Origin of the sequence: Flavobacterium sp. LC2016-13 (assembly GCF_009707955.1) — a bacterium.
In the GTDB taxonomy this organism is placed as follows: domain Bacteria; phylum Bacteroidota; class Bacteroidia; order Flavobacteriales; family Flavobacteriaceae; genus Flavobacterium.
In genome coordinates this window covers 193,142-209,070 of the sequence record NZ_WMDQ01000009.1, presented here as the reverse complement: position 1 = coordinate 209,070, position 15,929 = coordinate 193,142, and the positions used below count along the sequence as shown (strand labels likewise).

General features: G+C 32.2%; 9 protein-coding genes. 5 read left to right on the top strand and 4 right to left on the bottom strand.

Features of this window, described 5'->3' with window-relative positions; all coding sequences use genetic code 11:
* Positions 1-160: 160 nt before the first annotated feature.
* A complete protein-coding gene (locus GKZ86_RS18430; RefSeq protein WP_154784522.1) occupies positions 161-2,530 on the top strand; it encodes a GAF domain-containing protein in 2,370 nt (789 codons plus the stop codon).
* Positions 2,531-2,662: 132 nt separating this feature from the next.
* On the opposite strand, the gene GKZ86_RS18425 is transcribed toward GKZ86_RS18430, so the two are convergent.
* Positions 2,663-3,841 carry a Pycsar system effector family protein gene (locus GKZ86_RS18425; protein ID WP_154784521.1) on the bottom strand — a complete coding sequence of 393 codons (1,179 nt, stop codon included), beginning with the start codon at positions 3,839-3,841 and terminating at the stop codon, positions 2,663-2,665.
* A gap of 28 nt (positions 3,842-3,869) precedes the next feature.
* Here GKZ86_RS18425 and GKZ86_RS18420 point away from each other — a divergent pair, with 28 nt between their 5' ends.
* Entirely contained in the window at positions 3,870-7,601 is a 3,732-nt protein-coding gene (locus GKZ86_RS18420) for a metallophosphoesterase (RefSeq protein ID WP_154784520.1), read from the top strand.
* Positions 7,602-7,688: 87 nt separating this feature from the next.
* Here GKZ86_RS18420 and GKZ86_RS18415 read toward each other — a convergent pair whose 3' ends face one another.
* Positions 7,689-8,549 (bottom strand): hypothetical protein, encoded by an 861-nt coding sequence (locus GKZ86_RS18415; RefSeq protein WP_154784519.1) that lies wholly within the window; start codon positions 8,547-8,549, stop codon positions 7,689-7,691.
* Positions 8,550-8,616: 67 nt separating this feature from the next.
* Positions 8,617-9,669, bottom strand: coding sequence for a hypothetical protein (locus GKZ86_RS18410; RefSeq protein WP_154784518.1), 1,053 nt, complete (start codon positions 9,667-9,669; stop codon positions 8,617-8,619).
* A 95-nt stretch (positions 9,670-9,764) separates the two neighbouring features.
* Here GKZ86_RS18410 and GKZ86_RS18405 point away from each other — a divergent pair, with 95 nt between their 5' ends.
* From GKZ86_RS18405 to GKZ86_RS18395, 3 genes are read left to right on the top strand one after another with little or no spacing between them, the layout of a single operon-like run.
* Complete coding sequence (locus tag GKZ86_RS18405) at positions 9,765-10,676, top strand: ABC transporter ATP-binding protein (protein WP_154784517.1); 912 nt, start codon at positions 9,765-9,767, stop codon at positions 10,674-10,676.
* Between the two features lie 2 nt (positions 10,677-10,678).
* Complete coding sequence (locus tag GKZ86_RS18400) at positions 10,679-11,515, top strand: ABC transporter permease (protein ID WP_154784516.1); 837 nt, start codon at positions 10,679-10,681, stop codon at positions 11,513-11,515.
* A gap of 15 nt (positions 11,516-11,530) precedes the next feature.
* Entirely contained in the window at positions 11,531-13,882 is a 2,352-nt protein-coding gene (locus GKZ86_RS18395; protein WP_154784515.1) for a T9SS type B sorting domain-containing protein, read from the top strand.
* 239 nt (positions 13,883-14,121) lie between these two features.
* Here GKZ86_RS18395 and typA read toward each other — a convergent pair whose 3' ends face one another.
* Positions 14,122-15,918, bottom strand: coding sequence for a translational GTPase TypA (gene typA, locus GKZ86_RS18390; protein WP_154784514.1), 1,797 nt, complete (start codon positions 15,916-15,918; stop codon positions 14,122-14,124).
* Positions 15,919-15,929: the final 11 nt, after the last annotated feature.

Sequence of the window (15,929 nt, the reverse complement as noted above, 5' to 3'; positions counted from 1 at the left end):
CCGTTATTATTAGTGTTAATATTAAGTTAAAATAATTATTACCTCTCAAAACCGCTATTTAATAAGGGATTGTGATTATGGCACTATAAACGAAAGAAATGGTAAAATGTCGGTGATTCTTAATTTATGCTTAATTTTGTAGCCTAAAAACAAAATACAAATGGAAAGTCTTTTACACCACGAGAGCCCTTTCGAAACAATAATTTCCTTTCATAAATTAGTTGAATCTTTTGAAGAAATTGCTTTATCAGATGTTGACTACCGTTCTAATTATGCTAAAGCTATTTTAAAAGAAGTTGATGCTTATCCGGAATTTAGAACTGGAATTCGCGATTATAATACGATTAAAAATAATGAGGCTTTAATCAAAAACTTAGTTGCTGATTTGTTTCCTACGGCTTTAACTCATAACGAAATAAAAGCAATTACAATTCCTTTTCAGAATTTATCATTCAATTATACAGAACGTTTCAAGAAAATTTTACGCAATGCAGGTGATGAGTTTTATATGGAAATTCGTGATTTTGATGATCACCAATTCTATGTAAACAATTGCTGCCTGATTTTAAGCAGTTATTATCATCAAAATATTGATTTTAATAAACCTTTCTTTTATGATATTCCAGATGAAGATGGCGTAGAAAAACATTATCGCATTTTATACAATGCCGATTTCATGGAAATTACTCCAACCGATCAAGCGCTTGAACTTACTCAGGACGATATTGATAAGTTAATTGATAATTATAATGATCTTGATTTATGGAAATCTAAATTTCCGCCAGGAAGCTGGATCTTAAAAGGTTTCGGAATTGTTTCTTTATTTGATGCGACTACAGAAAGTGCTATCTCAAATTTAAAAAGTAATTTATTAAAACCCGATACTAAAACAGTAGCTTCTACAGATGTTATTGAAAATATTTTTAAATCTATTTTCAAAATTCCGAGTTTAAAAGTTGGCTTTATCATTTACAATCCTGAAGAAGAAAAATTCATCAGACCAATAAAATTTGATAATCAGCTACAAAGCTTTTTACTTTCATCTGCTCAGGAAGTCGATTGTAAAAATGCTTTTTTTGGATGTTCATTTGAAAATTTATTAGGCAACAAAGAGCCTTTTGTGATTTCTAATGTTCAAAAATTCATCGAAGAATCTTCAAATCCAAAACTTGGTGAGCATTTATTAAAACAAGGAATTCAAAGCTGTGTTTTTGCGCCTGTCATAAAAGACGGCCATTTATTAGGCGTTGTCGAATTAGTTTCAGAAAATGTTCGGGATTTAAACAGCGTAAATGCAACAAAACTAGAATTGGTTTTACCGTATTTAACCGACACAATTGATCGCTATAATACGGATATGCAACATCAGGTTGAAGCCATTATTCAACGTGAATATACTACGATTCACCCAAGTGTTTATTGGAAATTTAAAAAAGAATCTCAAAATTACTTTCAAAATATAAACCATACAAAAGATTATATTTTTAAGGAAATTGTGTTTAAAAACGTATTTCCGTTATACGGACAAATTGATATTAAAGGTTCATCTGAACATCGAAATGAAACGGTTAAAATCGATTTAAAAAATCAGCTTACGGCTCTTTTGCAAATTTTCGACAATCAGAAACCAAATTCTAATCTGATTCTTTTGGAACAAAGAAAATTTGAATTGGAATCGCTTCGTACAGAACTAGATTTTCCATTAAAAGCAGATACAGAACAACATATTCAGCGTTATATCGAAGAAGAAATTCATCCGATATTGAAAAACACAAAAGGCAATGCTAAAGATGAAAAATTAGAGGAATTGTACTTTGAAACGCTTGATGAAAAAACAGGAATGTTTTATCAGGAAAGAAAGAAATTCGATAATGCGATGTCAATTATCAATAAAAGACTGGCTTCTGTTCTGGATAAAAAGCAAATTGAAGCGCAACAAATTTATCCGCATTATTACGAACGTTTTAAAACGGATGGTGTTGAACATAATTTATACATTGGGGCATCTATTTCGCCAACAATGCCGTTTGACATTATGTATTTGCATAATTTACGTTTATGGCAATTGCAGACTTTGTGCGATATGGAGTTAGAACATCATCAGCTTAAGGAATCTTTGCCTTATGAACTTGATGTTACTTCGCTGATTTTGGTATTTAGTTCGCCGCTTTCGATTCGTTTTAGAATGGATGAAAAACGTTTTGACGTTGATGGAACTTATAATGCGAGATATGAAGTTGTTAAAAAACGTATCGACAAATCGAACATTAAAGGAACAAACGAGCGCATTACCGAAAAAGAAAAAATTACTATTGTTTATTCGCAAAACAGCGAAGAAGCAGAATATTTAAAATACATTAAATACTTGCAGCACAAGAAAATTCTTGAACCAGCTATTGAACAATTTGAAGTTGAAGATCTTCAGGGTGTTTCCGGCTTAAGAGCCATTCGTGTAAAAGTGATTAACAATACAGCAAATCCTACAGCGAAAAAAATTACTTATCAGGATTTATTAGATGAGCTCAACTAACAGTTGAGCTTTTTTTTATTTTATTGAACGCGGATGAAACGGATTTCTGAATAAATAAAAAAAATCTATGTTCATCCGCGTCTTAGCGATAGCGAATCCGTAAAATCAGTGTTCTAAATTATGTCCTTAATTTTAAATCGATTTAAAAGCAATTACAAAAGCAATAACCGTGATTATTATCCCAACCATAAAAAAGTTGTAGGCAATTCGCAGTAAATTATATTTTCGCTGTAAAACCAATCCCAGATAGTATAAATCTTTAATCATGTTCGAATAAAGATAATCCCTGTCTTTCATCATTTCATTCATTGCCCAATCGTATTCTTCTAAAGGCATTTTGTAGAAATTTCCAAAAAACAATAAATTAATCTTTTTATTCTCAATATCTTCTCTGGTAAAAACTCCTGAAGTAACTTTTGGACGTGTAGAAAGAATTGCAAAAATAATTGTAATTACACTAGACATCAACATAATAAATGTAGGAATTACCAAATGTGCGTTTTTTGGACTGTCTAATTTTGGAATAATGGATGAAAGTGCAATCGAAATAATAATGGCATTTACAGATAATAATATATTCGCTTTACTATCAGCAATTCCGCTTAAGCGTGTATGATTTCCTAAAGTAACACGAAATAACGTATCAACACCACGATCCGGTTTTTCAATTTTATCTTTCTTTTTATCTTCGGCTTCAATTTTTTTAGCCGTTTTCTTTTCCTGTCTGTCGATTTTCTTTTGCACGAGAATTAAGTTTTTCTCTTTAAGAGGCTGCCATTTTTTTAATGCGTAATTGGTATAAAAACGATGTTTATTCAATAAAAAATTTAAGTTTTCCTTCGTCCATTCCGTATTAGAAAAACTAATATTCCATGTGTTTTTCAGTTCAAGACGCAACAATTCACAAGTAGTAAAATATTCAGGACCAACTAAATGAGCAAAATCTGCATCTTTAATAATTTTTTCCAAATGCGTTTGAGGAACATATTCCTTTACGGTTGCCAAAATCAATTTAGAGACATTTCCTATAAATTCTTCAGATTGACCATGTTCTTTTAAAAACTTCGCAGCGATTTTTACGCTTTCTTCTTCGTGTTTTTCATAACCTTCTATATAACCTGTGTCGTGAAACCAAGCGGCCACCAGAAGTATTTCTTTTTCATCGGCATTTACATCTTCTTTTTTAGACAATACTTTTACTGCATTTACAACAGTTAAAGTATGGTTAAAATTATGGTAAGAATATAAATTAGAAAGTTTATCTTTGAGTAAATTACTGACGAAATCTTCAGATTGTTCTATTAGATTCATGGAGAATATTTTTATAAACCACTAAATTATGAAATTGTTTTTGGATAACCATTTTATTACTAAGATTAAAAATTATTCTTTAGTTCTTAGTCTGTCTTTACTCAGCTCGTGCGCAACGCACAAAGCCCAGTATGGCAAAAACGTGAGTGCTAACGAAACGGATAACGCAACAGACTCTATAAAAATTGCCCATACTATTTATTTAGTTGGAGACGCCGGAAATGCTGATGAAGAGCAAGCTCAACAAACACTTGAATTATTACATACAAAACTAAAAAAATCGAATAAAAAAGCAACTTTATTATTTTTAGGCGATAATATATATCCAAAAGGTTTTCCCAGTAATGACGATGCAAATGAAAAGGCTTTAGCCGAAACAAAACTGACGAATCAATTAAAACTAACGAAAGGATTTAAAGGAAAAACAGTATTTATTCCCGGAAATCATGATTGGTACAGCGGCATAAAAGGCCTTGAGCTTCAAGGTGAATTCGTTACTAAATATCTTAACGACAAAAAAGCATTTTTACCAAGAAAAGGATGTCCTATTGAAGATATAAAAATTGACAGCACAGCTACTTTAATAACAATTGACAGTGAATGGTTTTTGGAAGATTGGGATAATCACCCAACCATAAATGACAATTGTGATATAAAAACAAGAGAAGCTTTTTTTGATGAATTAGAAAATCTTCTAAATAAAAATCAGGAAAAAACAGTTGTTATTGCTATTCATCATCCTTTGATGAGCAACGGAACTCATGGCGGACAATTTTCTTTAGAAAAACAATTATTTCCGTTAGAGAAGAAAATCCCACTTCCTGTAATTGGTTCGTTTATCAATTTACTGCGAAAAACATCCGGAGTTAGTCCGCAGGATATTCAAAACAAACAATATACAATTTATGCAAAAAGGATAAAGACACTTTTGCAGGGTCAGAAAAATGTAATTGTAGTTTCAGGACACGATCATAATCTGCAATACGTTAATAAAGAAAATATTAAACAAATTATTAGCGGCGCGGGTTCTAAATCTGAAGCAGCAAGAGCTATAAATCCAACTGAATTTTCATACGGCGGAAATGGTTATGCAACGCTTACTTTATTTAAAAGCGGCGATGCAAAAGTGACTTTTTTTGGAAATGAAAATAATAAGGAAAAATTGCTTTTCGAGCATGAAATTATAAAAGCAAAAGAAATAAATTGGGCTGCGGCTGTAGAAAATAAATTTCCTGCAACAGTTACAACTTCTATTTATTCTAAAAAAATGACGAGTAAAAGTATCGTTCATAAGTTCTTATTCGGAAATCATTACAGAAAATATTACAGCTTACCAATTTCGGCAAAAACAGCAACTTTAGACACTTTAATGGGCGGTTTAAAACCTATTCGCGAAGGCGGAGGACATCAATCTGTTTCTTTAAGAATGTCTGATTCTAAAGGAAGAGAATACGTAATGCGCGCCATGAAAAAAAGTGCCGCAGTATTTTTACAGTCGGTTGCATTTAAAGATCAATACGTTGTAAATGATTTTGAAGATACTTATACCGAAAATTTCTTATTAGATTTTTACACCACTTCTCATCCGTATGCACCATTTGTAATTGGCGATATGGCAGATCATTTAGGTATTTCGCATACCAATCCGGTTTTGTATTATATTCCGAAACAAAATGCATTAAAAGAGTTTAATTCCAATTTTGGAGATGAATTGTATATGGTTGAAGAAAGACCGGCAGACAATCATATCGACGCTAAAAACTTTGGTAAACCAAGCGATATTATCAGTACCGAAGATATGATGGACAATCTTCATAAAGATGAAAAATATTCGGTTGATGAAAAAGAATATATAAAAGCCCGTTTGTTTGATATGCTTATTGGCGATTGGGACAGACACAGCGATCAATGGCGTTGGGGAGAATATAAAATAGGTGATAAAGTAATTTATAAACCTATTCCGCGCGACCGCGATCAGGCTTTTGCTAAATACGACGGAGCTTTGCTTTCACTCTTAATGAATATTCCGGCACTTCGCCACATGCGAACTTTCAAAAATAAAATTGATAATGTAAAATGGCTGAGCAGAGAACCTTATCCAATGGATTTGGCTTTTTTAAGAACTTCAACTGAAAAAGACTGGATTGAACAGGCTAAATTTATTCAGGAAAACTTATCAGATAATGATATTGACAACGCTTTTAAAAACATGCCTAAAGAAGTTCAGGATGAAACGGTTGCAGATATTCAGCGTAAACTTAAAAACAGAAAAAAAGAGCTTCAAAAATATGCTGCTGAGTATTCTGATGTTTTAAGCAAAACTGTTATGATTGCGGGAACGGACAAAAAAGATAAGTTTGTTTTGAATCATAACGCTAAAAAAAGTATTGAAATTCAGGTTTATAGAATAAAGAAAGAAGGCGACGAATTAGTTTATACTAAAACCGTAACGGATGATAAAACGAAAAATCTCTGGATATACGGATTAGATGATGCGGATGTTTTTGAAGTTACAGGAAAAGAAAAATCGAGAATAAAAATTCGTTTAATTGGTGGTCAGAACAATGATACCTATAATATTGAAAACGGAAGAAAAGTGATTGTTTATGATTTTAAATCTAAAAACAATACTTATAATCTTGATTCTAAAACACAAACTCAACTTACAGACGATTACGATGTCAATTTATACAATTATGAAAAACCAAAATACAATGTCGTTTCTGGTCTTCCAAACATTGGTTTCAATCCGGATGATGGCGTAAAAGTTGGTATTAATCTAAATTATACTGTTAATAATTTCAAGCAAAATCCTTATACGCAAAGACATGTTATTAATGCTTTCTATTATTTTGCAACGGGCGGTTTAGAATTTAATTATGTTGCGCATTTCCCCGGATTATTGGGTAAATGGGTTATTGATGTTGAATCGCTTTATACGACTCCAAATTTTGCAATGAATTATTTTGGATACGGAAATGAAACTGTAAATAATGACGATGATTTGGATATGGATTATAATCGTGTTCGAATTCGGAAATTTAATGTTTCGGGCGCTGTAAGACACGTTGGACGTTATGGAAGTGAATTTAGCGTGCAGCCTATTTTTCAGAGAATGACGGTTGAAGAAACAGAAAACAGATTCATTAATTTACCAAATATTGTTAATCCGAATGTTTTTGACAGTCAAAATTACGGAGGTTTAAAAGTGAAATATCTCTTTAAAAATGCTGATTTTGCTGCAAAACCAACTTTGGGAATGGCTTTTATGCTTGCTGCAACCTGGACAACAAATCTGGATGATACCAAGAAAAATTTTCCTACGCTGGAAAGTATTTTAGGTTTTACGCATAAAATTGATCACAACGGAAAACTGGTTTTAGCAACTTACTTTAAAGGAAAAGCTATTTTAAATAATAACTACGAGTTTTATCAGGGTGCAACTTTAGGTGGTGACACTGATTTGCGCGGGTATAGAAACGAACGCTTTTTAGGAAGTTCTTATTTTTCTCAAAGCTCTGATTTAAGATTAAGTCTTGGAAAAATTCGCCGTACAATCGCTCCGTTTACTTACGGAATATTAGGCGGTTTTGATTACGGAAGAATTTGGCTTGATGGTGAAGATTCTAAAAAATGGCATCAGGATTACGGTGGCGGACTTTGGCTGAATGCTGTCAATATTTTAACCGCAAGGATTTCTTATTTTAAATCTCCTGACGAAGTAGGAAGAGTTATTTTTGGAGCGGCATATAGTTTCTAGTAAGGTTCAAAGGCTCAGAGTAACAAAGGTTCAAAGGTCTTTAAAAAACTTTGTTACTCTGAGCCTTTGAACCTTTGAACCTAAAAACTACTTTAATCTAAACTCATACATCTTACCTCCTATTTTATTGGTTTTTTCGTCGGCAATTAATAATGTATTGTTGTCTTTAAAAACGATGGCTTCTTTTTGAGTGAAGTTGTTTAGCATTATTTGCGTTTGAGTTCCTTTATGGAATAAATCTCCTTTGAAACCTTTAAATAAAACTATTTTATCGTGACTTAACAACACTACTTTTTTTCCGTCTGGACTAATTGTGGCACTGGTTAAAACACAATGATTGTAATTATCGCAGGTTTTAAATTCTCCTATTTTGGTTGCTTTTTGAGTTCCCGGTGCATTTAGTATTTTATAGATAAAAGCAGTTCCGTCAAAATTTTTGCTTCGGTTTTTTGTAAAAAGATAGAAATATCCATTGTGTTCAAAAAAACCTTCAACGTCATAAAACATTTCTTTTTTCTTTGGAGGAAATTCGGTTTGTTCCGGATATGAAAATGAAATTTTATACTCGGCGGAAGCCAAATCTTTATTTAATTGATTTTTGGCAACTTTATAAATACAAAGATCTTTGCGTTCGTTGTCATTATTTCCAAAATCTCCAATATAAATATTTCCTTTTTTATCTTTGGTAATATCTTCCCAATCGACATTTGTGGCATTGCCAATTGTAATTGTTTTAGCTAATTTTCCGTCTGAATTAATCGCATAAATGGCATTTTTATTACCACTGTCTTCTATTGTATAAATCAGATTAGTTTCTGGAAAATAAGCAATTCCTGAAACTTCTTTTAATTTTTTAGGAAGCGAATAAAGTTCCTTTAAATCATCATTTGATTGTTGCTGACAAGCTAGTAATACCAGAGAAGCTGCTATTAATAAAGACTTTTTCATAAAATTATATTTTTTGTTTATATGCAATATTGTCATCCTTCGTTTCTGAGGATGACAAAATCACATATTATATTAAGTTTGTATTTTTAAAGTTACGGGTGATAAATTCGAATGCCGCAAACATAATGTGTCCCATCGATCTCGCATTTTTAAATTTCATATCATTTGTATAACGGTACAATTCCATTTTTAGTTGATTCAGATGTTCATCTGTCGAAATCGTATCGTGACACATAATATTCAGTAACTTTTTAATCCTGTTTTCTGCCGAATGAATACGTTTGGCCAAAATGGCTCTTTCTTCATCTTTATATTGAATTATAGAACGTTCTTCCAGTTTATCTTTAATGAGTTTTATCATTGGATAATTTTCTTTGAAAAACTGCGGACGATAGACTTTAAAATTGCCTTCATAACATTGCTGATCAAAATCAATAGGGCGAATTTTATAAACAACCTGATCAAAATCGTGAATTGGTACAATTACATAATTATAAGCCCGCATATCGCCTAAAAGTCGAATCATACAGCGCTCGTTAAACTTCACAAACTCTTTTGCAATTTGCGATTTTTCCATTTCGGTACAATTATCCAATAAAGTATCCATAAAAACATCACCGGGAATACCAATAATATGTTCTTCGATCAGAGTGTCTTTATAAACTAAAAAGTTGATTTTATCCGGCGATAGAATATCTTCTAATTCTAAACCGTAAATTCTTGAAGCATCGGCTTTTTTAATATAAAAATGAACGTAGTTATCATTGAGAATGTTTCGGACTTTTATCCGGAAAGGTTTTGAATTTCCAAACGTACAATAATCTATGGCATCAATATTTAAAAACTGAATGATTTCGCTATTTCCATCAGAATGCAAAAGCGAATAGATTTTCTTCAGATTCAGATCGATTTCATTTCTTTCGAATTCGCTGTAATAAACCCGAATCCACAAAGTATCGGTTTCATGTTTATCGTAAACATTTACAGAACCTGAAAAGCGCAATAAGTCATCGTAGAACACTGATACTTTCGAAATTCGTTCGTATCGCTCTAAATAACTTAAAAGTGATTGCGTTAAAGGATATGATGGTTTTTTTAAAACCATTAAAGGTTCACTCATTTTGAATATCTTTATTACAAATTTACATTAAATAAAATTTAGCGTAACAATATAGAAGTTGAATCGTCATACTTAAAACTAAAACCGAAATAAATTTGGAAACCATTCTTACCATTGAAAATCTTAGCAAAAAATACGGGCGCATTCAGGCCTTAAAAAATGTATCTTTTGAAATACAAAAAGGCCGTGTGTACGGAATCCTGGGTCCGAACGGAAGCGGAAAATCGACCACTTTAGGAATTGTACTTAATGTTGTAAACCTAACGTCTGGCGAATATCGCTGGTTTAACGGACAAATTCAAACGCACGAAGCTTTGAAAAAAGTAGGCGCGATTATAGAAAGACCGAATTTTTACCCGTATATGACGGCGGAAGAAAATTTAAAATTAGTCTGTAAAATAAAAAGCATCAATTATTCTAAAATAAACGAAAAGCTTGACTTAGTAGGTTTAACTGAAAGGAAAGACAGCAAATTCAGTACTTTTTCGTTGGGAATGAAACAGCGTTTGGCAATTGCTTCGGCACTTTTAAACGATCCTGAAATTCTTATTTTAGATGAACCAACAAATGGTTTAGATCCGCAGGGAATTCACCAAATTAGGGATATTATTAAAAAAATTGCTTCGCAGGGAACGACAATTTTATTGGCTTCCCATTTATTAGATGAAGTCGAAAAAGTATGTTCGCATGTTATCGTTTTAAGAAAAGGCGAAATTTTATATTCAGGTTCAGTTGATGAAATGTCAGCCAATGAAGGATTTTTTGAAGTTATGGCGAGTGATAATTTGGTTTTAAAATCAGTTTTAAAAGAGCATCAAAGCGTCGATCGAATTATTGAGGAAGACGGTAAAATTTTGGTTTATTTAAAATCAGATTTATCAGCTTCAGAATTAAACTCATTTTTGTTTTCTAAAAACATTGTTTTGAGCCATTTGGTAAAACGCAAAAATAGTTTAGAAGCACAATTTTTAGAATTAACCAAAAACGCCACTACCAAAACCAACTAATCATGAACAGACTTATATCTATAGAATTACAAAAAATCTGGAAAAACAAGGCAAGTCGTGTCCTTACTTTAACTTATTTTATTTTACTTTCTTTCATTGCTTTAATTGCTTCTATAAAATTTGATATAGGGCCATTTAAATTTCATGCGGCAGAAATGGGAATTTTCAATTTTCCTTATATCTGGCATTTCAATACTTATATTGCTGCGTGGCTTAAATTTTTCCTGGCTATTGTTATTGTATCTATGATGGCAAACGAATATAGTTATGGAACTTTAAAACAAAATTTAATCGACGGATTAAGTAAAAAAGAATTTATTCTATCAAAATTCTTAACCGTTGTGCTTTTCGCATTATGCTCAACTATTTTCGTTTTTGTAATGAGTTTACTTCTCGGATTTAGCTTTTCATCTTATACTGAATTCGATGTCATTTTCATGGATTTAGATTATCTATTGGCCTTTTTTGTAAAGCTAACCGGCTTCTTTTCATTTTGTTTATTTTTAGGGATTTTTGTAAAACGTTCTGCTTTTGCTTTAGGTTTTCTATTAGTTTGGAGTATTCTTGAAGGAATTATAAAAGGCCTTTTAGTTTTTAAGATTTTCCCAAACAGTAATACAGGCGATTATGTTATGCAATTTCTTCCATTAGAAGCAATGTCAAATTTAATTATTGAACCTTTTACAAGATTATCAATAATAAAAAGTATTGGAAATCAAATGGGTGTTGAAAACGTCAAAGATTATGATGTACATTATCTTTCAATTTTTATTGTTTTAGTCTGGACATTTTTATTTGTTTATTTTTCTTACAAATTATTAAAAAAACGAGATTTGTAGTATATTTGTTTTACTATGAATTATTTTAAAAGTTTTATTTTCTTATTGTTTATTTGTTGCCTGCCTGCAAAGGTAAATGCGCAATTTATAAGTATTGATGATCAAAAAACACCGCAGCAACTGGTTGAAGATGTTTTAGTAAATAGCGCTTGTGCTGCAACTTCAAATTCAACAGGAAAAGGAGACAATTTTAGACCGGGAAAACAGAGTTTTGCTTATTTTAATAGCAATGCCAGCAGTTTTCCTTTTAGTGAAGGAGTAGTATTAGTAACATCAACAGCTCAAAGTGCAGTTGGCCCATTTGTTAGTGATGTAAATGAAGGCGCCAGTGATAGCCCGCAATGGGGTCGTGACAGCGATCTTGATCAGATATTAGGTATTACTTCTCTAAATACAACTGTTTTAGAATTTGATTTTGTTGCTTATACAAATTCTTTGAGCTTCAATTATATTTTTGCTTCAAATGAATATCAATATGATTATCCGTGTCAATATTCTGATGGATTTGCTTTTTTAATTAAAGAAGTCGGAACTGCTGATCCTTATAAAAATTTAGCGGTAATAGCGAATACAAATACACCTGTTTCGTCTGTAAATATTCGTCCAAAGATCGAACCCGGAACAAAACCCGGAGGTATTACGTATCCAGGTTGTGCTGCTTCAAACGAAACTTATTTTAATGGACTAAATACAAATACGAGTCCGGTAAATTATGCCGGACAAACGGTTGTTATGACTGCTCAAAGTACGGTAACTGCAGGAAAAAAATATCATGTAAAATTGGTCATCGGCGATGCTGACGTTAGGTACCAAAATTCAGCAATCTTTCTGGAAGCCGGAAGTTTTGCTTCAAAAATTGCTTTGGGAGAAGATCGAACAATTGCAAGTAATAATCCTGCTTGTTTTGGAGAAAAAATTCCGCTGGACAGCAAACTAGCCCCTGCCGGTTATACATTTAAATGGTATAAAAAAAGCGATCCTACTACTATTCTGGGTACAAATTCTACTTTTGAAGTGACACAGGCCGGAAATTACAAAGTTGAAGCCACTGTTATTGGAACAACTTGCATATTATCAGGAGAAATAAAAATTGATTATGCTCCGGAAATTCTTTCTACAAATACTTCACTTTTGCAATGTGATGATAATACAGACGGAATTTCAATTTTTGATTTGAATAAGGTCAACAATATCGTGAAAAATAATGCTGCAAATATTTCTAATCAAGGATATTATGAAACATTAGCCAACGCACAAAACAAAACAAACCGAATTGCAACACCTGGAAATTATATAAACAAAAGTAATCCTCAGATTGTATATGCACGTCTTGAAAACACGTTTGGCTGCTTTAAAACAGCCGAAGTAACTTTACAAATTGCCAATACACCAATCGCTGATCCAAACCCTATAAGTACTTGTGACCGAGACGATATTCAGGATGGATTTTATCATTTTAATCTGGATACCGAAGTGACTCCAAAAATCACTGCAGGACTTCCAAATGGTCTGACAGCTATTTATTATTTAACAGCCAATAATGCTTTAACAGAAACGAATCCACTCCCAAATATTTTCAATAATACAACAGCCTTTAATCAAACTATTTATGCAAGAGTTGTTAATGGTCCCAGTTGTTATGATGTAGTGCCGGTTAAACTTATTGTAAATACTTTTGACCCACCAAATTTTGAGAATGAGTCAGTGTTTTTATGCAAAGATGATCAGCTAACATTAAGTGTAGATTCAGGTTTTAGCAGCTATTCATGGAATACTGATCCCACAAATACATCTAATTCCTTAATTGTTAACACTTCTGGTGATTATTCAGTAACCGTAACAGATGCCAACGGTTGCGAAAAGACCAAAACTTTTAAAGTCATTTTATCTGAACCTGCGACAATAACAAACGCTGTTATAAACGATTTTTCAGGAAATGATAATTCTGTATTATTAGAATATACTGGTGCAGGAAATTATGAATTTTCATTGGATGGTGCTACATTTCAAAACGAACCTTTATTTACAAGAGTAGCTCCGGGAACTTATAACGCAATTGCCAGGGATAAAAATCGTTGTGGATTATCAAACTCATTTATAGTTTATGTTCTGGATTATCCGAGATTTTTTACTCCAAATGGAGATGGATATAATGATGTATGGATTATTAAAGACTCTAACTTACTTCCGGATTATACTATAACTATTTTTGATCGTTATGGTAAACTTTTAAAACAAATGAATCAAAACAGTTCCGGTTGGAATGGAATATTTAACGGGCAAAATTTACCTTCTGATGATTATTGGTTTAATTTAATTTTTGTTGATGGTAAAAATGTTAAAGGTCATTTTAGTCTGAAAAGATAAAGAATAGAGAAACAAAGAATAGAGAAACAAAGAATAGAGAGTAAAGAATAGAGAGTAAAGAATAGAGAGTAAAGAATAGAGAGTAAAGAATAGAGAGTAAAGAATAGAGAATAGAGAGTAAAGAATAGAGAAGAAAATTCCTGTACTAAATTGAAATCTGAAATCTAAAACTTTCATATAAAATAAAAACCCAAACTCCGATTGGAATTTGGGTTTTTTATATTAAAATTTAAAACGTATTAGATTTTAAATCTTTTTCTATCAGTTTCTGTCAAATAGATTTTTCTCAAACGAATAGATTTTGGAGTTACCTCTACATATTCATCTTTTTGAATGTACTCTAAAGCTTCCTCTAATGAGAAAATGATTGGAGGGATAATTCTAGCTTTTTCATCATTTCCAGAAGAACGAACGTTAGATTGTTTTTTCTCTTTAGTTACGTTTACACACATATCATCAGCACGAGAGTTTTCTCCAATTACCTGACCTTCATAGATTTCAGTATTTGGTTCAACAAAAAACTTACCACGATCTTGCAATTTGTCAATAGAATAAGGAATAGCTTTTCCTTTTTCCATAGAAATCAACGAACCTTTGTTACGTCCTGCAATTTCTCCTTTGTAAGGCTCATATCCAATAAAACGGTGTGCCATAATAGCCTCACCAGCTGTTGCAGTAAGCAATTGGTTACGTAATCCAATAATTCCACGTGATGGAATATTAAATTTTACAATCATACGCTCTCCTTTAGTTTCCATGCTTAACATTTCACCTTTACGCATAGTAACAAACTCTACTGCTCTACCTGAAAGATTTTCTGGTAAATCAATTGTTAGTTCCTCAATTGGCTCACATTTTTTACCATCAATTTCTTTGATGATAACTTGTGGCTGACCAATTTGCAACTCATAACCTTCTCTTCTCATTGTTTCAATAAGAACAGACAAGTGAAGTACTCCACGGCCAAAAACCATGAATTTATCTGCAGAATCAGTTTCACCTAACTTCATAGCTAAGTTTTTCTCTAATTCTTTTGTCAATCTTTCTCTAATATGACGAGAAGTTACAAATTTACCTTCTTTACCAAAGAAAGGTGAGTCATTGATTGTAAACAACATACTCATTGTAGGCTCATCAATAGCAATAGAAGCTAAACCTTCAGGGTTTTCGTGATCTGCAATAGTGTCTCCAATTTCAAACCCTTCTACACCAACTATAGCACAAATATCTCCAGCAATAACTTCTTGTACTTTTTTACGTCCAAGTCCTTCAAAAGTATGAAGTTCTTTGATACGAGATTTAGATACAGTACCGTCTCTTTTTACTAATGAGATTGGCATACCTTCTTTAAGAACTCCTCTTTCTAAACGACCAATAGCAATACGACCTGTAAAAGCTGAGAAATCTAAAGATGTAATTAACATTTGTGGTGTTCCTTCAGAAACCTTAGGAGCTGGTACATTTTCAACAACCATATCCAATAATGCTTCAACATTATCAGTTACGTTTTCCCAATGATCAGACATCCAGTTATTTTTAGCAGAACCATAAACTGTTGGAAAATCCAACTGCCATTCTTCAGCACCTAATTCAAACATTAAGTCAAAAACTTTTTCATGAACTTCTTCAGGAGTACAGTTTTCTTTATCAACTTTATTGATAACTACACATGGCTTAAGACCTAAGTCGATAGCTTTTTGTAATACAAAACGAGTTTGTGGCATTGGACCTTCAAAAGCATCCACTAGCAAACATACACCATCGGCCATGTTCAATACACGTTCTACTTCACCTCCAAAATCCGCGTGGCCAGGAGTATCGATAATATTGATTTTTGTTCCTTTATATTGAACTGATACGTTTTTAGAAGTAATAGTAATACCTCTTTCACGCTCTAAATCATTATTATCAAGAATTAAATCACCTGTATTTTCGTTGTCACGAAATAATTGACAGTGATACATAATTTTATCAACCAAAGTGGTTTTACCGTGATCGACGTGGGCAATAATTGCAATATTTCTAATAGATTCCATCTGTGATTTTT